Genomic DNA, 21,319 nt, shown 5'->3' on the forward strand with positions numbered 1-21,319 from the left:
TAGTTTCATTAAGTCTTTCCTCTCCTTTCAAGAATAAGGTGTGCTGCATCCAGCATTTTAATCAGGTGGATGTAAGGAATCACGAGATTCTTTTCCGGTAGATTATCGTAAACTCCCAGTGAGAAATAAACCATTCCCGAAAGAAAATAATCAAATTCCCTGATGCTGTACTCTCTGAATGCCTTTTTAAAGACCAGCAGAGGGTTTTGGTATTCCTTCTCCGAAAGCAAGCCAAAAAGTAATGGAGAAACATCTCCCAACTGAGTATTTACCGTCCATTTTCTGTCTTTCAGCATGATGAGGTAACAGGCATGCACCAACGACCTCATCGACTGGTGAAACTGAAAGATGACCGCAGGATCCTCATTAATCCAGCTATTTCTCCTTACCGCGCAACTCATAATGCTGTTTAGCCTTTCCTTAGATACGGCAAGATCATTCAACTGAAAATAGGTCTCCATCAGCTGTAATCCTGATTGCTTTTTACTCACTGCCCAATATTGGGACTCAAAGTCTGTTCCGGTCTTTTTCATGCGTTTGTATTTTTGTGATCAATTTCTTTTCATCATTTATAGATTGTATTGAATGGAGCGCAGCTCTCCACAGACCATGAAAATTTCACGATACCGATGCAAGCCAAGCTTTATTTTAGTTCTTCTGTACTAAATACTAATTGTTTTCTGTTAACGATTTTTTACAGGCTGTAAAGGAGGAAGCTCCGGCAATGGCAGAGCTTCCTGCCCATACAAACCCAAAATAATATGATAGAATTTGTGTTTTTCTGAAAGCCCGAAAGCCGCAATGGATTGTACACCCCATTGTAACATGTCATGATACTGTATGTGATAAAGCAGGCTTAGAAAAAGAGAATTGTAGAAAAGCAGAACAGCATGAAAATAAAAACGGCATGGGACTCTACAATATCCGAACAGAGGTACTGGTATACCATGCATACAGATAAGAGAGCCCACGCCTAGGTCGTGAGCTTCCTGCTTATCGTCTCGTATGCTAAAAATTACCAGTTTTCTGTTCGAGATTCTAAGCAATAGCTTCTATTATTCTTTGAAGTATCGCAAAGCTACTTTATTGTAGCTTATCTTACAAATATAAAACAATTTCTGAAATATGTACTATAGTACATAATATTTTTTATTGTTTTTCATTCACTTTGACTTATGAATGAATCATTAGACGAAATAGAAAGGTTTGTTATAAAACGTATAAAAGAAATACGTGAAACAAAAGGAATTACTCAGGAAGAGTTATCCCTTTCGATTGGTAAGAATATTGGATTTATTTCACAGATAGAAGCTCCTTCTAAAAAAGCTAAATACAATTTAATCCACTTAAATTTAATTGCTATAGCATTAGGTTGCTCTATCAAAGACTTCCTACCTAATGAACCAATTAAAGAAAAGAAATACGATATTAAAGAAATTAAAACCAAAAAATCCTGACGAGAGTCGGGATTTTTTTATGGTGAAAATTTTAAGAAATTCCGTGAAAATACGGATTGAAAATTTCGTGGTGAATTTTATTTTTGTTGATTATGGAAAACCGTAAAAAATCGAATATATGGATTCATATATTTGAGTGTCAACAGTCAAATAACTTTCTAATACAATAATTAGATCTATAAACCAATACAACTATTTATGGCCACAACAGTAAATAATGCTTTCGAAACATTTATGAAAGATTATGTCCGGATAGATTCTGAACGAAATAAAGTAGCAAAAGCAAGTAAAAATAACTTAATATCTGAAATAGAAAAATTTCCAGATGATGGGAAATTTTTAGATTTATATTCTAATAATACACGATTAGATTACGGTTCATATTATAGAAAAACTAAAATAAGACCATTAGATGATATTGATATTATGATTATATTACATGCTAATGGGAATTGGAGAGAACCAACTTCAACAGGTTTTTTAATACGTGTGCCAGAAACTGCTACAAAACAACTAGCATTATGTGATACAAATACTAATATATTAAACTCCATTAAGGTTATAAATAAATTTAAAGAGTATCTTGGAAAAGTATCGTCTTATAAGAAAGCTGAAATAAAAAGAAATCAAGAAGCCGTAACCTTAGAATTAAATTCTTATGAGTGGGTTTATGATATTGTTCCATCATTTAAAACTATGCCTGATGATTCGGGTAAGACTTTCTTTTTAATTCCAGATGGTAGTGGAAATTGGAAACCAACTGATCCTAGAATTGATAAAGAGAGAACTTCAAATATTAATAACAAACAAAAGATTTCAGTTTTAGATGTTATCAGAATTATGAAGTATTGGACAAAGCGCCGCACAGCAACAACAATGGGTTCATACTTTTTAGAATGTTTAATTCTTAATTACTATGATTCTAATGACGTTACTAGTAGCAATTACATAGATGTCGAATTGCCTAAAATTTTTGCCTATATATACCATAACATACACAATAATTTAATAGATCCTAAAGGGTTCCAAGGCAACTTAAATTCACTATCTTTTACTGAAAGGAACTCTGTACAAGAAAGGGCAAAAAGGGATTATCATTTAGCTAATGATGCAAGAAAATTTGAAAGTGAAGGTAAACAAAAAGAGGCTATTGAAAAATGGCTTGAAATATTTGGTTCTGAATTTCCAAAGTATAATTTATAGAAAATGAATAATATTAAAATCAAACAAGAATTACCCGAAAATTTGAGATTATTAAAAGCTCAACGAGTAATTTATTCTCAAGCTAAAAATATTTATAAATGGCAATTAACAATTACTATTTTAGTCGTTATACTATTAAATTTTATGAAAATATTTCAAAAAAATATTTCATCAATTGATTTAACACCCTACATTGCGTTAGTTTCAATAATTATTACTTTAATCGATTTATTATTTTTATCAGATATCTTATCCACATACAAAAAAAATGCAGCTAAGACTCAAGAGCTATTTGATTGTAGTGTATATAATATGGATTGGAATCAAACAAATTGCGGAGAAAAGCCTGAAAATTGGATAATCGAGAATGCAAGTAATAAATATATTCATAATCCAAAAGCACCATTAACAAATTGGTATCATATAAGTTTGGATGGATTAGCCCAAGAAGAAGCAATTCTGAGATGTCAAGAAACAAATTTAGAATATGACAGGAAATTAAGATATCATTTTAAGAATGATTGTACAATAGTAGCATTAATAGTGGTTACTCTTTCTTTCATAATTGCTACAATCATAAATGCATCAATACAAGGATATCTTACAAACTTCTTTGCTCCAACGCTCCCTTTGCTTGTAATTTTATTTAAATTGATATTAGATAATCAAAAAGCAGTAAAATCATTAGAAGAGGTAAGAAAAGCAGCAAGAATACTCGGAAATTCAGATACATTACCAACTTTACATCAACTTAGACAAGTACAAGATAAGCTCTTTTGCAGCAGAAAAGACAGTGTTTTAATACCTGAAAATTATTATACATTCAGGAGAGATAAGTTAGAAAAATCTACTGAAAGTAATATCTCTAACAATTTATAATGAAATAACATTATCACCCTTGCTATCACACAAATCCTTTCATGTGATTTAAGCATTATAAATTATCATTCTAACAGCTAAAGCCACATACAATCGTGCGATAGAAAGAGGCTATTTCAAACCAACAATAACAAATCTATGTTTAAAAAACTATAACATTTGCAATAACCTTAGCTAAAAGAATCGGAAATTAAGACTTTCGACTTCTAATAATTAATTCCAGATTAATAATTAGAAAATGAAGGAAAACTCCTATCCCAATACAATATATAATAACATAATGAATGGTGTATAATATATTAGCCATTGGTGTTAGTGGGGACATATTTCCTGTGAATATAGAGGATATACTGTATGGCAGAAGCGTTGCAAAAGTCCAAAAATTATTTCTATCCAGTTCAGCTTTTTTTACTTTGTAGTATTGGAACTCGTTTTTAAGATAATTAATATCTTCAGTTATCACCTTTCCTAATTTCATAGTATCTAATTCAGCGTAGCCTCCACCCCTATGTAATTCTTTTTTTAACATTCCATTTTTATCAAAAACATAAACAGTAGCCATGTAATCTCTACCAGGAATATTAGAATTAATAACTGCATGTATTATACTAGCTTCCGTAAAAGTTAATTGCTTTAGTTCATTTAATTTCTTGTTTAAGATTTTATAATTTGAGAGTTTAATATTTTCAAGATATTTAATCTCATAAGGAATATTTTTAGAATCATCAACCCATTCATTAAGCACCAACTTTTTTCGATTATCATGGATAGCAGTTTTAAATTCAAAACTAGCTGGATTATTTTTGAGCATTAAGGTATATAAAAAAGGAAACACTACTAAATGCAAAGTAAACATTATTGAAAGACATGAAATTGCATATTTAAATTTCTGATACTTTTCCGATTTGGAAATTCTGTAGAGATATACACAGAAAGATAAAATAATTAAGATTAAGAATGATGTTGAAAAAAATTCACCAATACCAAATGAGATTTTAATTAAAGTTAGTACCATATAAGTTTTTTATCTACAAACATACAAGAGATAATAATATATTAATTACGGTAAACCGTAATGTCATTATCTAAAATTCTCATAACCTTAAAGCAAATCATAACTCACTTATTAAGATTCACTTTTAGCTTCTCACAAGAACAACGCAATCCATTAAAAACCTCACTACAAGAGCTGTAGACCGTTCCAAAGTGCCGCTCAGCAGTTCCCCAACTCTCTCAAGGTTCTTCCCAACAGCTAATAGCCAGTTGAGGAACTGCAGATGTCCACTTACCCAAGTGGGTAGAACAAGTTACAAACAGCCTCGGGGCACTTACATAACTGGCTGTAGGCAGTTCCAAAGTGCCTCTGGGTACTCCCCTAACCCCCTCGAGGGTCTTTCCAACCCCCTTTACCCCCTTAAGGAACGGCCTATACCCCCTTACCTAAGGGGGTAGAACCGGTTGCATAACGGGCTAGAGACCCTTACCCAACGGGCTTCAGGCCGTTATTCAGAGGGTATCACCACTTATCATAGCCCCTGGAGGGGGTTATAAAACGAGGTGCAGAGATTTTCTTCTTCATACCCTATAAAATAGATACACAATGTACACATTGTGTATAGGTTGCATATTCTATGTTAATACGGATTTCCATAATGCTGTATTCATAAATTATTTATTTTTATCCCGTGGTGAAAATCACATCAAATAGAATTAATTATTATATTTACAAACACACAAATGCTTATGAAGAAAAATTTAGTCTATGGGCTATTATTGCTCTCTACCTTATCTGTATCCCTCAATTCCTGCAGAACAGATGAGATGCTTACTAGCACAGAACAAACCCAAAAGGAAAAAATTGCCTTTTTTGAACGCTTTGAAAAGGAAAAAAGCCTTTCTAAAAATGCAGAATCCAACAACTATGCACTCCCCTTTGGAAACTCCATGCTGGCCTACTTCAATAATTATCCGGAAAAGAAAACCGAACTGGAAAACAGGTATGGAACAGTGGATCTTAGCGTATCTTCTCAGGATATAGGAGGAGATGATGGAGATAATAGAAAGCTTCTGTTTTTTCCAATGCTTAAGGATGGAAAAGTAACGGCCGTAATAGCCGGAGTCATCAATGCAGAAAGAGACTATCTCTATTTTGATGTTCACCAAAATACAAATTCCGATGTTATTTATCTTATTAATAAATTTCAACACTATTATGACACCAAGACAGTTTCCCGAAATAGCAACAACCCTATTGATGTGGGAGAAGTTATCATCAGAGTAACAAGACCGGTAAAACTGACGATGTATGACGTATGGAGCGGAGGTGGAGGTATTGGTAGTGGAGGACACGATATGGGTGGTGGTCCTGGTGATTATGGTGGTGGCGGTAGCGGAAGCACTCCCAATACACCCAATACTACAAATCCTTGTGAGCAAACGAAAAATATTGTGAATAATTCCAAATCAAAACCAGCTATAGATTCGTTAAAACAACAATCTAAATTAAGTGATGAAAAAGAAAAAGGGTTTAAAGTAAATTCTGACGGAACTACTACACAAATTAATAGTGGGAAACATGAGGTAGACCTTGGAGATGCCGCAGGGTATTTAGGAGGGTATCATAATCATACTCCCTCAGGTATAAAAATGTTCTCACCACCTGATATTGTGAAGATGCTTAGCTTTGCAATGGCACAAACTAATGGGAATATTGGAAATGGCTTTATGGGAATGATTGGATCTGAGCCATGCTCCTCTTGTCCAGATGGTTATAGGTATTATCATTATATGATTAATTTTAATGGTACCTCCCAAGAGTTGGCAGGGTTTCTGTATAATGCGAATTGGGATTTAGAAAGCTTAAAAGATGATTATCGCGATAAAGAGAAAGAACTCTCCGAGAATCTATCTTATACCAACCAATTGGGAGGAAATTTAAATAGTAACGGACTTCAAAAATTATTTTTTGATACATTGAAGAACATGAAAATGGAAGGAAAAGTAAGCCTACAAAAAATAGAAGATAATGGAACCGTGCAAAGTGTAACATTAAACAGTAATGGAAGCAGTACAACGGCTACCCCATGTCCTTAAAAATAAAAATTATGAAAAAAGTATATTTTAAAACAGTAATAATACTGGGATTAGTTGTAAATATAATTTCATGCAAAGCACAACAACTTCCATTGAATACTCTAATGGAAAATATCCCACAAAATGCATATGTCAAAGATTTAAGTAATGAACTAGCATCATATATCGGCACTTACAAGACTGAATATCAAGGAAATGAAATAACACTTTTTATTACTAAAGAAGAGAATAAACCCACAAAAAGAATGAATAAAAATTTTTATAGAGATGCATTAGTCATAAAATATATAATTAAAAATTCGACAGGAACAATTCTTCAAAATACTCAAGATATGAATTTTACATCTGACCAAAAATTTCATACAATATATAGTACTAGAACAAGGCCAACTTTAAATACAGTAATATTTAATTACAGAGGTACTAATTGCGGAATTGGCTGGGGAGATATTTTTTTAAAAAAAATTAGTGATACTCAAATTTCATGGGAATACAGGCCTGACGATATGGTATTTTTAAAAGGAGATTGTCCTCAAGGAATTGATAGAACTATATATCTTCCAGAAACAAAAGACTTAATATTTACTAAACAGTAATTTTATCATCTCAATAGATTTCACAATGGAGAAAAAGCTGCTTATACTATCCCTACTCTATTTTTGTTTTTACTGTATAGGGCAAGAAATAAAAATTCCAGATAATTTTAGTGAGCATTCTATTCCAAAAGTAGAGTCTAAGGAATGGTTTGCTCTGATTCAATCTAAAGATTGTTATGCTGTAAAAAAAGAAAATAATAGATTGATAATAGAAAAAACCAGTTATTATAAAGAGGATTCTGAATTAGAAACCGAAGACGGAAAACTGATTGGAGAAAATAGAGGTGAATGGGGAGGAGCATTATACTTTCAGCCGAAAGGAGACGAAAAGAAAACTATAAAAGTGAAATTTGGAAATGTTGTTGATATTTTTCGATACCAAAACAAAATCTATTTCACCGAAGGCTCGGGTATTTGGGGAAGTTTATACGAATTAAAAAAGGATTTCACATATAGAAAAATCGAAACCTTTGGAGATGCGTTAGAAGCATTAACAGTATTTAATGACATTATATACATTGTTTCTCATCATGGTTTTTATAAAGTAGTGAATAAAGAGGCGATTACTATTTTTAGGGAACAATTTTGGAGAAATCTATATCCAAATTCTGTAGTAGTATTCGATGAAGAAAATATTTTTATTGGTATGCGAAGTGGAATTGTTAAATTAAATCTTATAAAAAAGACAGTTAATTTTTATAGAGAAAAAAAATTATAGATAGACTGTATCCAATATATTAAATTGTTAACATCATTTTGATGATAGCAAGTGTCCTCCAAGTACAGATATTAACATTTATCTACCTGAGACAAAAGACCTAATTTTCACAAAGCAATAAGTAACATTTTAAATACACAAAAAAAGCGCTCAAATTGAGCGCTTTTTTCATATAAATAATTTGTTTATGGCCATACTACCCCTGTCTGTCTAGGGCTTGTCCATGGTTTTCCGGAGCAGCTTGTTCCGGGGTGTGCAGCAAGGCATTCACCAACCCATTCGCTTCCAACAGCGTGGGATTTTACCTTTTTTACAGAACAATAGGTAGTTCCGTTGCTGTCTTTATACAGTTGGTAATTGGGATAGGCACCTTTAGCAAGAAGCTCAACATCACTATTGTCCTGTGCAGGATAATCGACGATAGCACCAAGAACCCATGCTATGGAATCTTTATTGTTACCAGCGATCAGACTTTGAGGAGGAGTTAACGTGATCTTGATTGTTGATTTTGAACTATCTACATTAATGGATGAAGAATAAGTAGATTCTGTAGCGCTCGCCAAAGGAATACCTAGGAAAGAAAGAGATACGGAAGAAGATTGTTCAAATGTTTTTTGAATGCTTTTGTAATCTTCACCGCTTACGGTGATCTCAACAGACGGATAATTAGAAATAGCCACTCCGTTCAGTAAGCCGAAAGGCCCGTCAGGTCCGAATTTTGTAGCAGGATTCGGAGAGAATTTGTATCCGGAAATATGTTTTTCTTCCTGTTTGTCTCTGCTGTTTTGTTCCGCCTTACGGATAGGATCAAACCATGCCCAGTACAAATTGCTTGCAATATTAAAATCTGTAGGAAGGAAAGTAACAAGGGTAACTCCAGTAAAGGACATCGATATTTTGATAGAGTTTTTGCTTGTGGCAATATCTTCACTGAAATAATTCGCATTACCCCCAATTCCTAATGTAAAGAAGTCGAAGATAGGAATAGAGAAACCTGTTTTTCCGTTTACGGAAACCTGAAATCTGCTTTCAGATTCGCGGGAGATTTCCATATCAATCTGAGCATCCTGAGAAGTATTTTTAAGACCGTTTAAAATATCGCTCAATGGTGTTGTTACCTGGAATGCTGGTAAAACACTGTCGTCATTCAATAGCAGACCTCCGTTTTCTTTTTTAGGATGCTGTACATTATTCAATACTCTGGATAAGTAGCCATTATTCATCGTAACATTATTCTGTAAAGATATTGTGGCGCCCAGAGCATTCAGATAGTTGGCTAAAACAGGAACAATAGGCTTCCCGCTTGCCGGTGTCTTATTCAGTAAACGGTCCAGGTCATCACTTTTCTGAATATCGTATAACGTAGTGGATGGCTTGGCCCAGTCTGTAGCAATTTTGTCCATAATGATATCAATAGGCTGCATATTATCCTTAGCAGGAGGAAGCGAACCATAGGCACCTACCCATGCATTCAGTAAAGCCATTTGCTGATCTGTAGCATTTTTATGAGCATCATTTAGAACTGCTGTATCTTCTTCAGATAAAGAGTAGTTAACTTTTGAGAAAACATCAATAAAATAATTGGTAAATACCTGATCAAGCTGAACCGGTTCTGTATTGGCTCTCAGGTTGGATGATATCCAGTCATAAGTCTTTTTATTAAACTTCAGATTGGCGGGATCCTGCCAATAATAAGGGAAATTTCCTTTTCCGGTAATGGTGATCGCAGATAGATCTGTACTTAAAACACTTGATAGGATATCATTAGCCCTGTCTTTTAATTCTGTAATAATTTGTGCCGCTTCTACAAAGGGAGCAACATGTTCTGGATTTTTCATGATTAATAAGTTTTGGTTTTTTTCCTACTCTTTTGTCGGCTTTTCGGAGACTGCCATTTTTGTTCAGGGTTTCGAAGCTTCTTTTGAACATGTCAAAGTAACGCCTAAAAAGAAATTGATGTTAGCGTATAAATCTGTAATTTTCATATCAGGTGTTTATACCGTAGGAAGTAGGCATTTATACTGTAGTAAGAAAGTAAGTGTTTGTACTTCTACAAATTAGATATCTCCCTCATTGAAGCCATCTGACTTTGGAGATTCTATTTCATCCGGATAACCTCAGCATTAAATCTGTATTAAGTTTTATGATTCCGACGCTACCCTACAGCCATTTCATGAAATCTAATGTGAGATTAATATTTGATTAAGTGTACTCTTGAAACAGCCTAGAATAAACTCTGTATAGTATAATTGTACATCTAAAGCCTTGGTTTTGTGATGAAGTTCTATACGTTTGGAAAGTATAATTTCTCCTTTATAGCTAAATGAAAAGAAAGAAAAAATTTTAAATCCTGAATTTCTTACGGGTATCGCATATCCTGTAGAGGCAATACCCCAATCGGTATCAAATGATTTAGCCACATTTACAGCCATTATATCTGCTATATTTTGGGTCACACAATTGTTTTCATGAGCTTCAATCCGATCTATATTAAGGAATTTCACTTTTTCGGGTAACGCATAAGTTGTTATTCCTCCTTTGTAAAATAAACTGGCATTTGGCATTTGGGAAAAAGCAAATTGTATTGATCCTGAAGTTACCCCTTCTGCAATGGACACGGTTTCGTTTACAGTAATAAGGGAAGTACTTATATATTCAAGTAAATTTTGTTGGAATTTCATGGCTTCTGCTTTTATCTAAATTAAACTTTATAAAATCACTAAACCCTGCTTTCAAATAACATCGTAGTCATTTAATTCAGTTACAAAATAATGCTCAATGATTTCTTTAGCATTTTTGCACATCTGTAAAAGTTCTTCTCTTGAGGTATCTTCAAAAATGAAATCCTCGTGAACCTCAATGATAAACTCAGTCACTTTTTCTGTATTCATTAGGTCATAGGTCATTAAATCATTCAAATTATCCAATTTACTTTCTTCCCTAAAAAATGGAATCTTACGGGAAATGGAATTTTTGAACTGAAAAAGATGTATCGTTTTCATAACATTGAAAATTTTGTGTTTGTAGGATGTCTTCCATTTTAAAATACGCAATCACACTCTATATCAACCACTTTAAAAACAGATTCATCTTTCGGAAATAATAACATTTCTTGCAAAATTTCTTGTAAATCAATCTATATAAGTAGATACACTATGAGTAAAAAGGACAGAGACCATTGGTTTCTATCCCTTAGTTAATTAAAATCTCTTGCCAATAGATTTCCTATTTTCTGATTTTAATAAGCTCATTATGAAAATTGAGTATATTCAAGGGATGTTAATCACCTTTCATGGTTTGTGTCTGGTATTTTAAGATTTCTGTATTATAAGTATCAGGGCTTTATTCTTACCTAATACTTCAATACAAAGTTGGTAGTTTCCATATACAGTAAGCTATATATATTTATAATAATCTTACATATATCACACCTTTTACAGATCTTCCAGGTTTCCAAGACGTTTTTGCTTCAATTGCTTATAAAACGAAGGAGAAAGTCCGGTTATTTTTTTAAACTGATTAGATAGATGAGCAACACTGCTATAGTTGAGTTTATAGGAGATCTCTGTAAGGTTAAGCTCATCATATAATAATAACTCTTTTACTTTTTCTACTTTATTTATAATGATAAAATGTTGTAGTGTCATTCCTTTAACCTCAGAAAATGTATTGGCCAGATAAGTGTAATCATAGCCAAGCTTTTCACTTATATAATCTGAGAAATTTTCCTTTGGAAGAGCATCCGAATAATGGATCATTTCTATTACTACATTTTTTATTTTCTCGATCAGGATACTTTTTTTGTCATCCAATATTTCAAGGCCGGTTTTAAGCAGGTTCTTTTTCAGTATATATCTTTGTTCCACACTGATGTCATCCAATAATTCTACCGTACCCAGATCTACAACAGCATTTTTAATGCCCAATCTTTCCAATTCCTGATAGACAACCATTTTGCAGCGCAAACTTACCATATATTTTATGTACAACTTCATCACCCTTACAATCTATAAACTGTCAATTATTTCATTTTCAGTTATTTATTCAAAGTTACTCCTTTAAATTAGAAATATGTATGATTTATATAACAAATTAAAAGACTATTACAAAGCCTTCCTTTTTTAATCATCGAAATTTACAGTTAACAAATATTCTACAATGTCAAAAGAAAAAGAAGGGAAAAAGAAATCGGACAAAACACCGCCCTCAAAATCGGCAAAAGAAAAGCGAGAAGATAAAATAACCAAAAAAAGAGATAAAGAAAACGAAAGCAGAAATGCCAGTACTTAAATGGTAACTATAAAAAAAGAAGGAATTATACTCAGGAAAACAACACTGGACTTTGAGAGTGAAGGTGTTTTAAACCCTGCAGTCATTCAGGATAATGGCAAGATACATTTGTTTTACAGAGCTGTAGCAAAAAATAATTTCTCCAGCATCGGACATTGCATACTATCAGATTATCAGACTATAGAAATCAGGTTTCACAGCCCTATTATGATCCCGGAATTTGAATATGAAAAACATGGTGTTGAGGATCCAAGAATTGTAAAAATTGATGATTTATTCTACCTTACCTACACCAGCTATGACGGGATAAATGCATTAGGAACATTAGCAACCTCCAAAGACCTGAAATCATGGCAAAAAGCAGGAATAATTGTTCCTAGAATTTCCTATCAAAACTTTAAACTTTTATCCGAAACCCAAGGAACAATAGCAGAGAAATACAAACGGTTCAATGAACTACCACCAAGTCATAAATATAATAAGGATGTATTTCTGTGGGATAAAAATGTAGTGTTCTTTCCAAGAAGAATAAACGGTAAGTTATACTTTCTTCATCGTATAAGACCGGATATTCAAATTGTAGGTATAGAAAAGATAGAAGACCTGAATCCTGATTTTTGGAAAGATTATCTTCTGAACTTCAAAGATCATATACTGTTATCTCCAAAGTATGATCACGAGCTAAGTTATATCGGCGGTGGCTGCCCACCAATAGAAACCGAGCATGGATGGCTTATGATATATCATGGCGTTCATGATACCATTGAGGGATATGTTTACAGTGCATGTGCCGCTTTATTGGAGCTTAACAATCCCGAAAAAGAAATCTCAAGACTACCCTATCCCCTATTCAAACCCGAGGAAAAATGGGAATTGAAAGGGGAGGTCAATAATGTCTGCTTCCCTACAGGAACGGTCGTAGATGGTGATGTACTCTATATTTATTACGGGGCCGCAGACAAAAGAATTGCGGTTGCCTCTTTACGTATCTCAGAATTATTGAAAGAGTTACTGCATTGTGCACCATAATGGACCATCAATAAGAAGTATCAGACTTTAAAATAAAATCAACATGAATAAAAATATAAATTCAGACGTGGAGGAAAGGATAAAAAGACGATTTGCTCAAAATAAAAAAAACACAATTTATTATAGACCCGAAATTGTCTTCATCAGTACTTTTCCTCCTAAGGTGTGTGGTATTGCAACGTATTGCCAAGACTTGATAACATCTCTTCAGCTAAAGTTTAAAGAATCATTTAAAATAATTATTTGTCCTATGGAAACTGAGGATGAAAATTATCAGTACACAGAAAAGATTGAATATAGTCTGAATACATCAGATGCCATATCTTATTTGGAACTGGCTGATAAGATCAATAAAAATGACAATATCCAGCTTGTTATGCTCCAGCATGAATTCGGTTTTTTTAATGAAACCAAAAACGGATTATCTCTTTTTCTACAAAATTTAAAAAAAGATATCATCACTACTTTCCATACCGTTCTGCCCAAACCGAATCAGGAATTAAAAGAAAAGGTAAAAGAAATCAGCAGATTGTCCAGGTCCATTATTGTAATGACCGGTATTTCTTCGGACATCTTATCCAATGATTATGATATTCCTTCTGATAAAATTACAGTAATACCACATGGCACCCACTTATTACCATTTATCGATAAAGTTTCATTGAAAACGAAGTATGGTTTTAAGGACAAAAAGGTGCTTTCAACATTTGGCTTACTGGGTTCCGGTAAAAATATTGAAACAACGCTGGAAGCATTGCCTGAAATCATTTCCCAAAATCCGGATGTGATGTTTTTGATTATTGGAAAGACACATCCCACCATCATAAAAAACGAGGGTGAAAAATATCGGGATTATTTGCAGAAAACCATTAAAAGGCTTCATCTGGAAATGCACACCTGCTTTATTAATCAGTATTTACCTTTGGATGAGCTATTAGATTATCTGCAGCTTACCAATGTGTATCTTTTTACTTCAAAGGACAGAAATCAGGCTGTAAGCGGCACTTTTTCTTATGCCATCAGCTGTGGATGTCCCATCGTTTCGACGCCTATTCCACATGCTATAGAGGTATTAAAAGAAGACACCGGTATTATCATCGATTTTGAAGCTCCGGAACAGCTCGCAACAGCAGTGAACAGCTTATTGAAAAATGAGAATGTACAGGAAAAACTACGATCAAAAAGTCTGGAAAAAATGGCTCCTACAGCCTGGGAAAATTCTTCCATTTTACATGCATTATTATTTCAGCAGCACAGCAAAAATAAAATAAAACTCAATTATACTCTCCCTATCATCAATCTTAGCCATATCAAAAATATGACAACAGATTTTGGAATGATTCAGTTTTCTAAAATCAACAAACCGGATATAAATTCTGGATATACATTAGACGATAATGCCCGTGCCATGATTGTTGTCTGCAGGAATTATGAATTAAGCAGGGATGAATCAGACCTTGAATTGATTTCAACTTACCTGAATGCGATTAAGTTTTGCCAACAAGCTGATGGAAATTTTCTCAACTATGTAGATCAACATAAAAAATTTGCACAGCAGAATTATGAAACCAACCTTGAAGATTCCAATGGACGAGCCATCTGGTCATTAGGCTATTTACTTTCACTAAAGGAAATTTTACCTCAACAGTTTTCTGATGAAGCAGAAGAAATCATACAAAAAAGTCTTCCCTCTCTGGAAAAAATCCACTCCACCAGAGCCATGGCTTTTATTATAAAGGGATTGTATTATCAAAATTCTGAAAAAAATATTCCGCTTTTAAAAAAACTGGCCAACCGATTGGTAAAAATGTATCAGCATGAAAAGCATAATGACTGGCATTGGTTTGAAAGCTATCTAACCTATGGCAACAGTTTATTGCCCGAAGCTTTGCTATGTGCATGGATCACCACTAAAGAAGATATTTATAAGCAAGTTGCAAATGAATCCTTTCAGTTTCTTCTTTCTAAAATATTCATCAAAGGAAACATCAAAGTAATCTCTAACAATGGATGGCTGCAAAAAGAAACTGCTAAAACCTCTGAAACAATTGGCGGAGAACAACCCATTGATGTTGCTTATACAATTCTGGCATTATCTACATTTTACAAGGTTTTTAAAGACGAAAAATACTTGTACATGATGAAAACGGCCTTTAATTGGTTTCTAGGCAAGAATCATTTACATCAAATAATATATAATCCTGCAACAGGTGGATGCTATGACGGACTTGAGGAAAAGAATGTGAATCTTAACCAGGGAGCTGAATCCACAGTCAGTTATCTTATGGCCAGACTTTGCTTCCCAACGTAATTATTACATTATAACGCAGATGGTTTCGTTTAATATGTGCAGAAGTAAGATCTAAGGTACGATTGTAATAAAAAGGTAAATTAAAAATATACCTATAAGCACCACTCCCTGCATAATATTGGTTCTTCCTGTTGCCAGTGAAACGGTAATAATAAAAAGAGAAAGCCCCAGAAGTATGGTTGATTTGATATCTATCCCTAATGACATTCTTATCCCTGTTATTACAGATATAATTGCAATGGCAGGAATACTCAGTCCAATACTTGCCAAAGCAGAACCAAACGCCAGATTTAAGGAAGTTTGAATCTGGTCACTTTTTGCCGCCCTTACTGCAGCCAAACCCTCCGGAAGAAGCACAATACCCGCAATAATGATACCTACCAAGGATCTTGGCGCACCTGCTGATACCACTATATGCTCAACATCTTTTGAAAGAAGCTTTGCCAATAAAACAACCACTCCCAAACATAGAATTAACAAAATACAATTGATATACAGCTCTTTTTTGGGAGATTTTTCAGGATGATCATGTGCCAATTGCTTTCCGGACAGTTTGTTTTGTGGAGAGATGAAAAAGCTTCGGTGCCTCATCGTCTGGATCATTGTAAAACCCAGATAAAGCCCCAAAGAAATTAATGCTATAAAAAGCAACTGAAAAGAGGTATACTCACCTCCACGGTGGCTTACCGTATAATTGGGCAGGATAAGTACAAAAATAATGACAGATGTAAGGGTAATCAACGCTGTGCTTACTCCCTGCAATGTAAAGCTTTGTTCCCTGTATCTTAAAGAACCTATGACAATACAACTTCCGATAATGCCGTTAAGGATAATCATTACTGCTGCAAAAACGGTATCTCTGGCAAGAGTAATGGTTTCTAAACCTTTGGCACCCATCATAATGGAAATAATTAACCCAACTTCTATTACCGTAATGGCAAATGCAAGAAGCAGAGTTCCGAAAGGTTCACCCAAACGGTGAGCAATGACTTCTGAATGATAAACTGCGGCAAGAACACTTCCCATTAGAAACAAGGCAAGAATCGCAGAATAATACCCTGAAGCAAAAACAGGGTTTCCAAAATAAAAGAGCCATGCCAAAATGGGAACTAAAAACGTCCACATTCCTAAATATTTTTTTGTATTCATAAAAAACAGCAATAATTTTTGTACAGTTGAATGGTCTTTAGAGAAAATCAACCGGTTTATATTTCCTTTGTGAAAAAAGCTTTTGTTAATGGTTTAAAGCTGTTAATAGATGGGTATAACGGAAATATAAAATGATGAAAAAAAGTAAATATGTCTGAACTTAGAACCCATATAGGCCGTTCAAAACAGTAAAGTAGCAAGGTACAAATTATCAATCACTTATCAGAATTATATGGAACCCATTTTTCTTTTTTTACAGGAACAAAAAGTCTCAGGAACAAAAAAATCTTCAAAATTTTTAAAAAGTGTGATATGTGCAATATTAAAATAATAATCTATAATACAATACATTATAAAAGGATCAACTTTGTATAGTAACAATTAAGTTATACCAAAATCCACATTATGGACACAAACCACAACAAAGGTGACAAATCTTTCAAAATTACGGAAGACTGGACTACACAGTCGAAGCAACTGAAAGAAAAATTTTCAACATTAACGGATTACGATCTAAAGCTTGAAGAAGGTAAAGAAAAGGAAATGCTTGAAAGAATTGGAAACAGGTTAAGAAAAAACCGTGAAGAGGTTCTCAATATTATTAAAGAAATCAATCTTTCCTAAACTACTTTTCAGATACAGTTAGAATCTGTGAAAAAGTATATTTATCAAAGGTTTTTAACTGGAACAGGGATAGAAAACTAGGCAGTTCTATCCCTTTTATATACACACCCTACTCATTTTACCATTAACCGAACTGTGATGAATCATAAAGAACTTGAGAAATCAAAAGTATATATTACCAGCCATATTGTAGAGTATCTTTCAAACTCTGTTGTAACCAGAACAATGCTTGAAAAGTTAACCGGTACTATCAGTGCCCTATCATTTGATGAAGGACAAGGCCTGCCAGAAAAAACATCTCCTTTTGATGCTGTTGTACAGGTAATTGAAGGTAAAGCAGAAATAATTATAGAGGGCGGATCCTATTTTCTGGAAGATGGAGAATTTATCATTCTTCCTGCTCATAAACCTAATTCTATAAAAGGTAATAAACGCTTTAAAATGATTCTAACAATAATAAAAAGCGGCTATGAATAAAATAGACCACAGATCAAGCTTAACAAGAAAAATATTTCAAACCACTGCTGAAATTCAAAAAGAATTTCCAGAATTGTATGAGCTTTTAGACGAGACCCCCTTGTTTTTTTCCTTTGCAGAAAAGAATATTACCATTAAGGATCTGAGACAATACCTCATTTCACTAAGAATGCAACAAAAATCCTTTGAAAAAGAGACGATAAAAAAACATGATATACACTAAAGTTCTAATGAAAAAACTGAATAAACATCCAAAGAGCAGATTTCAGCTTAGAAATAAAAAAAATATTTCAAGAAGAAACTATTACTCTCAGTTTGTCTCCTTGTTCTATATCAGAAATACCAATATCACCTTAGAAAAGGATGCCACAGAAATTCTTAGAATGTTAAAGGAATTACAGAATCTTAATAACAAATCCAGATTGGTATTCAGTACGCACTGCAGCCTAAGCAAGCATAACCTGTGGCAGTCTGTTTTAGTTAATTTAAGTGATAACATACACTATTTTAAGCTGCAATTTGAGTATCTATTGGAGAATATTGTTAAAAAAAATAAAACCAATTCATTTATATTCTGGCAGCAAAACAAAGTCTACATTAATGATCTGGAAGAAAACTATGAAAAACTGGTACAACTGGCAGATCATCTTTTACCTGAAGAAGAAAAGTTATCATGGACAGCTACCATATGCAACTTTTATGATGAAATTTTCTCCTTGCTCATTCCGCTTACAAGTATATGCAGGCTTGAATCAAATTTTATCGAAAAATATACCCCTAAAATCTTCAACAGGATCACAATGGATATTATCAAAAATATCCCGAAACATTATAACTTAAAAGAAGCCAGAGAATACGAGCAGGAATATTTGAATATACTCACAGATTACAGCCATGAATTCAGTAAAAAAAGCAACTTTTGGGACAACTTATTGAGTATACTTTCAGGAGGTATGTACAGGTTGCCGTCAGAACACGCCATGCTTAAAAGATGGGTTACCGGAAAAATGAAAGATAAATCCCCAAAATTACCATCAGCCTAAACCTACAACTTATTACCCATTTGTGTTATGAAAACAATACATCTTTTTCAGTTCAAAAATTCCATTTTCCGCAATACTCCGTTCTTTAAAGAAGAAGATCGGCTGAAAGCTGATTGTACAGAGTTCGATTTAGTAGACATTGAAATCGTAACAGAATATATCGTTAAAACTCAGGACGACTTTATCTTCGAAAACACATCCATGGATCATCTTTTATCCATGTGTAAAAAAGCTCAAAAAACTATTGAACATTACTTTGTGGCACGGCTAAATGGCTATGATATGATCTGAAAAAGTTAGGGTAAATAGTTTTTCTACAAAAAAATAAACCTTAATAAAACAGCACCATTGAAATTAACGGTGCTGTTTTATTTATTATTCTACATTTTATATTTACTTATTCAATATCGAGTAAATGATCGTGTCAAGAAATTGTCCGTTGTAGAATTCATTTTCCTTAAAATGACCTTCCTTAATAAAGTTACACTTCTCCAATACTTTGGCTGAAGCTACATTCTCAGGATCAATTACAGCTTCTATAGAATGCAGGTTCATGGTAGTGAATGCGTAGTTAACTACCTTAGCAATCGCCTCGGTAACATACCCTTTTCCTTGATAATCAGGAAGCAGCATATAGCCAATTTCTGCCCGATAATGTTCGGGTTTTATATGATAATACCCAATAGTACCAATCATTCTGGGATCATCCTTTAAGGTAATTGCCCAATTAATCATCTCATTACTGGTAATTTTTTCATCCATTATTTTGAGATGCGCTGATGCTTCTTCAAGTTCTGTGGCTAAAGGTCTGGGAATATATTTCATCATATCCGGATCAGAACGCATGGCAAACAATTCATTAATGTCATTTACATCAGCGCGTCTGAGTTTCAGTCTGTCCGTTTCAAGTTCAGGAAATACTGAAAAATTGATTTCAAGCATATTAGTTTTATAAGAATGTAAAAATAGAAATTTTACCCTTAATCTGCTATAGTAGTTCCAAATTCCCACAAACCGGAAATGCATACAGGATCAGCCCAGCAAAGCAAGGTGGTCTTATAATTGTACTTAGTAAGGAAACAACACTAAATATAATAGTATGGCCACTAAAACATTAACAAAGAAAGCAGAAGCCAAAAAATCGGCACCACCCAAAAAAACATCAAAAACACCTGCTAAAAAAAATGCAGCCAAAGAACTAAAGGATTTATTTGAAGATTCATTAAAAGACATTTATTGGGCTGAAAAAGCACTGGTAAAATCATTACCGAAAATGCAGAAAAATGCAACCGATAAAAAACTTAAGGCAGCCATTGAAAACCATTTAATGGAAACCATTGTTCACGTAAAAAGGCTTGAAGAATGCTTTAAGTCATTGAAAAAAAGAGCTCAGGCAAAAAAATGTGATGCCATGCAGGGGCTTTTGGATGAGGGTAAAAGTATTTTGGAAGAAACAAAACCAGGAGCCGTGAGAGATGCCGGTATTATAGCAGCCGCACAGAAAGTAGAGCATTATGAAATTGCTACCTATGGAACATTAGCTGCCTATGCCAAGGTTTTAAAAGAAGAGGTATGCCTTAAAAACTTTTTGGCAACCCTTAACGAGGAGAAGAAATGCAATAATCTCCTGACAAAAGTAGCTGACACCAGACTTAATAGCAAAGCATTATAACAATATTCGTTATTTTTAAGATGAAAAAGAGATCCAATTGGGTCTCTTTTTCATTTAAAGATGGTACATAAAGACTGTCTTGAAGTAGTAAAATGAATAATAACAAAGGATGGATCAGCAAAAAATCGTTGAGCCATAATGCCTATTCTTATAAGCTGAGATTAAAAAAAACCTCATCTTTCAAAAGAAACTTCTAAATATTCCGTTTAATTGTTAAATTTGGCTCATGCGAAAGAATCTTTATCTCATCATTATATCATTATCTCTTACCAGTTGCTATACTTATCAGGTAAAAAAGCCAGTGGATCCGGCAGCTGACAATAAAAAGAATGCTTCTAATGGTACTTCTGCACAAATGAAAAGTACAACTGCTGAAACCCAAATCCAGAACGCACAAACAACGCCTATTCCAGTCAATATTCAGGAGAAACTGGCCCCTAATAAAAATGTCAAAATTGATGTGAATGGCAAGTCCTATAAAGTAATTGTTGACCGATGGGAAAGTGACAGTCTGGTGGCGCACCCTGTTCATCAACCTAAAAAAATTCTGAAATTCCATAAGAACCAGATCAATGCCGAGAAAATTGCAGAAAAACGCTTTTCACAACCCATAGCTGATATTATCACGGTTACGGCTTATGCCGGAATTGGTGCTTTAATCTGGTATCTTGTTCACTAGTTTTTTATTTTTTCACTCATTATAAAATATATTTTTATTCTTAACAGCTTCATGCCTTTCTGACTATAATTCAAACATTCATGGAGAGCAAAATCATCA

The 21,319-nt window shown here is 33.7% G+C and carries 25 protein-coding genes; 16 read left to right on the top strand and 9 right to left on the bottom strand.

Going from position 1 to position 21,319, the window contains the following annotated elements; all coding sequences use genetic code 11:
- Positions 1 to 8: 8 nt before the first annotated feature.
- The gene (locus C1638_RS03520) at positions 9 to 533 is read right to left on the bottom strand and encodes a hypothetical protein (RefSeq protein ID WP_109618228.1); all 525 of its coding nucleotides are present in this window, start codon (positions 531 to 533) and stop codon (positions 9 to 11) included.
- A gap of 150 nt (positions 534 to 683) precedes the next feature.
- The gene (locus tag C1638_RS22165) at positions 684 to 1,046 is read right to left on the bottom strand and encodes a hypothetical protein (protein ID WP_123838321.1); all 363 of its coding nucleotides are present in this window, start codon (positions 1,044 to 1,046) and stop codon (positions 684 to 686) included.
- 129 nt (positions 1,047 to 1,175) lie between these two features.
- Between C1638_RS22165 and C1638_RS03525 the strand changes: the two genes are divergently transcribed.
- From C1638_RS03525 to C1638_RS03535, 3 genes are all read left to right on the top strand, one after another.
- Positions 1,176 to 1,457 carry a helix-turn-helix domain-containing protein gene (locus C1638_RS03525; protein WP_109618230.1) on the top strand — a complete coding sequence of 94 codons (282 nt, stop codon included), beginning with the start codon at positions 1,176 to 1,178 and terminating at the stop codon, positions 1,455 to 1,457.
- A 198-nt stretch (positions 1,458 to 1,655) separates the two neighbouring features.
- The gene (locus C1638_RS03530) at positions 1,656 to 2,660 is read left to right on the top strand and encodes a nucleotidyltransferase (RefSeq protein ID WP_109618232.1); all 1,005 of its coding nucleotides are present in this window, start codon (positions 1,656 to 1,658) and stop codon (positions 2,658 to 2,660) included.
- Between the two features lie 3 nt (positions 2,661 to 2,663).
- Complete coding sequence (locus tag C1638_RS03535; protein ID WP_109618234.1) at positions 2,664 to 3,539, top strand: S-4TM family putative pore-forming effector; 876 nt, start codon at positions 2,664 to 2,666, stop codon at positions 3,537 to 3,539.
- A 190-nt stretch (positions 3,540 to 3,729) separates the two neighbouring features.
- Here the strand turns inward: C1638_RS03535 and C1638_RS03540 are convergent, their stop codons facing one another.
- Positions 3,730 to 4,554: a hypothetical protein gene (locus C1638_RS03540; RefSeq protein WP_123838322.1), complete on the bottom strand. Its 825-nt coding sequence runs from the start codon at positions 4,552 to 4,554 to the stop codon at positions 3,730 to 3,732.
- 728 nt (positions 4,555 to 5,282) lie between these two features.
- Here C1638_RS03540 and C1638_RS03545 point away from each other — a divergent pair.
- Genes C1638_RS03545 through C1638_RS03555 form a run of 3 tightly spaced genes read left to right on the top strand, consistent with a single transcriptional unit; the run spans position 5,283 to position 7,946 of the window.
- Positions 5,283 to 6,632: a hypothetical protein gene (locus C1638_RS03545; protein WP_109618238.1), complete on the top strand. Its 1,350-nt coding sequence runs from the start codon at positions 5,283 to 5,285 to the stop codon at positions 6,630 to 6,632.
- Between the two features lie 11 nt (positions 6,633 to 6,643).
- Complete coding sequence (locus C1638_RS03550) at positions 6,644 to 7,228, top strand: DUF6705 family protein (protein ID WP_123838323.1); 585 nt, start codon at positions 6,644 to 6,646, stop codon at positions 7,226 to 7,228.
- A 25-nt stretch (positions 7,229 to 7,253) separates the two neighbouring features.
- Positions 7,254 to 7,946, top strand: a complete 693-nt coding sequence (locus tag C1638_RS03555) for a hypothetical protein (protein ID WP_109618242.1) — start codon at positions 7,254 to 7,256, stop codon at positions 7,944 to 7,946.
- A gap of 185 nt (positions 7,947 to 8,131) precedes the next feature.
- On the opposite strand, the gene C1638_RS03560 is transcribed toward C1638_RS03555, so the two are convergent.
- The 4 genes from C1638_RS03560 to C1638_RS03580 all read right to left on the bottom strand — a co-directional run bounded on the left by C1638_RS03560 (position 8,132) and on the right by C1638_RS03580 (position 11,941).
- Entirely contained in the window at positions 8,132 to 9,784 is a 1,653-nt protein-coding gene (locus C1638_RS03560) for a hypothetical protein (protein ID WP_109618244.1), read from the bottom strand.
- Between the two features lie 342 nt (positions 9,785 to 10,126).
- On the bottom strand, positions 10,127 to 10,627 hold the full coding sequence (locus C1638_RS03570) for a CinA family protein (RefSeq protein WP_109618248.1): 501 nt from the start codon (positions 10,625 to 10,627) through the stop codon (positions 10,127 to 10,129).
- Positions 10,628 to 10,678: 51 nt separating this feature from the next.
- Positions 10,679 to 10,948 carry a heme oxygenase gene (locus C1638_RS03575; RefSeq protein ID WP_109618250.1) on the bottom strand — a complete coding sequence of 90 codons (270 nt, stop codon included), beginning with the start codon at positions 10,946 to 10,948 and terminating at the stop codon, positions 10,679 to 10,681.
- 432 nt (positions 10,949 to 11,380) lie between these two features.
- Positions 11,381 to 11,941 carry a helix-turn-helix domain-containing protein gene (locus C1638_RS03580; RefSeq protein ID WP_228428010.1) on the bottom strand — a complete coding sequence of 187 codons (561 nt, stop codon included), beginning with the start codon at positions 11,939 to 11,941 and terminating at the stop codon, positions 11,381 to 11,383.
- A 163-nt stretch (positions 11,942 to 12,104) separates the two neighbouring features.
- Between C1638_RS03580 and C1638_RS22675 the strand changes: the two genes are divergently transcribed.
- Genes C1638_RS22675 through C1638_RS03590 form a run of 3 tightly spaced genes read left to right on the top strand, consistent with a single transcriptional unit; the run spans position 12,105 to position 15,576 of the window.
- Positions 12,105 to 12,236, top strand: coding sequence for a hypothetical protein (locus tag C1638_RS22675; RefSeq protein WP_262509801.1), 132 nt, complete (start codon positions 12,105 to 12,107; stop codon positions 12,234 to 12,236).
- Positions 12,237 to 13,265: a glycoside hydrolase family 130 protein gene (locus tag C1638_RS03585; RefSeq protein WP_109618252.1), complete on the top strand. Its 1,029-nt coding sequence runs from the start codon at positions 12,237 to 12,239 to the stop codon at positions 13,263 to 13,265.
- A 43-nt stretch (positions 13,266 to 13,308) separates the two neighbouring features.
- Positions 13,309 to 15,576, top strand: coding sequence for a glycosyltransferase (locus tag C1638_RS03590; protein WP_109618253.1), 2,268 nt, complete (start codon positions 13,309 to 13,311; stop codon positions 15,574 to 15,576).
- 51 nt (positions 15,577 to 15,627) lie between these two features.
- Here the strand turns inward: C1638_RS03590 and C1638_RS03595 are convergent, their stop codons facing one another.
- Positions 15,628 to 16,725: a calcium:cation antiporter gene (locus tag C1638_RS03595; protein WP_109618254.1), complete on the bottom strand. Its 1,098-nt coding sequence runs from the start codon at positions 16,723 to 16,725 to the stop codon at positions 15,628 to 15,630.
- Between the two features lie 405 nt (positions 16,726 to 17,130).
- Here C1638_RS03595 and C1638_RS03600 point away from each other — a divergent pair, with 405 nt between their 5' ends.
- The 5 genes from C1638_RS03600 (at position 17,131) to C1638_RS03620 (ending at position 19,160) form a co-directional block, all read left to right on the top strand.
- The gene (locus tag C1638_RS03600; RefSeq protein ID WP_106915339.1) at positions 17,131 to 17,349 is read left to right on the top strand and encodes a hypothetical protein; all 219 of its coding nucleotides are present in this window, start codon (positions 17,131 to 17,133) and stop codon (positions 17,347 to 17,349) included.
- Between the two features lie 138 nt (positions 17,350 to 17,487).
- Positions 17,488 to 17,826 carry a cupin domain-containing protein gene (locus C1638_RS03605; RefSeq protein WP_109618255.1) on the top strand — a complete coding sequence of 113 codons (339 nt, stop codon included), beginning with the start codon at positions 17,488 to 17,490 and terminating at the stop codon, positions 17,824 to 17,826.
- Complete coding sequence (locus C1638_RS03610; RefSeq protein WP_109618256.1) at positions 17,819 to 18,049, top strand: hypothetical protein; 231 nt, start codon at positions 17,819 to 17,821, stop codon at positions 18,047 to 18,049. Before C1638_RS03605 ends, C1638_RS03610 begins: the two co-directional genes overlap by 8 nt.
- A 7-nt stretch (positions 18,050 to 18,056) precedes the next feature.
- Positions 18,057 to 18,869: a hypothetical protein gene (locus C1638_RS03615; protein ID WP_123838324.1), complete on the top strand. Its 813-nt coding sequence runs from the start codon at positions 18,057 to 18,059 to the stop codon at positions 18,867 to 18,869.
- A 27-nt stretch (positions 18,870 to 18,896) separates the two neighbouring features.
- A complete protein-coding gene (locus C1638_RS03620) occupies positions 18,897 to 19,160 on the top strand; it encodes a heme oxygenase (RefSeq protein WP_109618260.1) in 264 nt (87 codons plus the stop codon).
- A gap of 102 nt (positions 19,161 to 19,262) precedes the next feature.
- On the opposite strand, the gene C1638_RS03625 is transcribed toward C1638_RS03620, so the two are convergent.
- Positions 19,263 to 19,811: a GNAT family N-acetyltransferase gene (locus C1638_RS03625; protein ID WP_109618262.1), complete on the bottom strand. Its 549-nt coding sequence runs from the start codon at positions 19,809 to 19,811 to the stop codon at positions 19,263 to 19,265.
- Positions 19,812 to 19,968: 157 nt separating this feature from the next.
- Between C1638_RS03625 and C1638_RS03630 the strand changes: the two genes are divergently transcribed.
- Entirely contained in the window at positions 19,969 to 20,541 is a 573-nt protein-coding gene (locus C1638_RS03630; RefSeq protein WP_109618264.1) for a YciE/YciF ferroxidase family protein, read from the top strand.
- A gap of 226 nt (positions 20,542 to 20,767) precedes the next feature.
- A complete protein-coding gene (locus C1638_RS03635; RefSeq protein WP_109618266.1) occupies positions 20,768 to 21,220 on the top strand; it encodes a hypothetical protein in 453 nt (150 codons plus the stop codon).
- The last annotated feature ends 99 nt before the right edge of the window (positions 21,221 to 21,319 follow it).

Source organism: Chryseobacterium oncorhynchi (genome assembly GCF_002899895.1).
In the GTDB taxonomy this organism is placed as follows: Bacteria; Bacteroidota; Bacteroidia; order Flavobacteriales; family Weeksellaceae; genus Chryseobacterium; species Chryseobacterium oncorhynchi.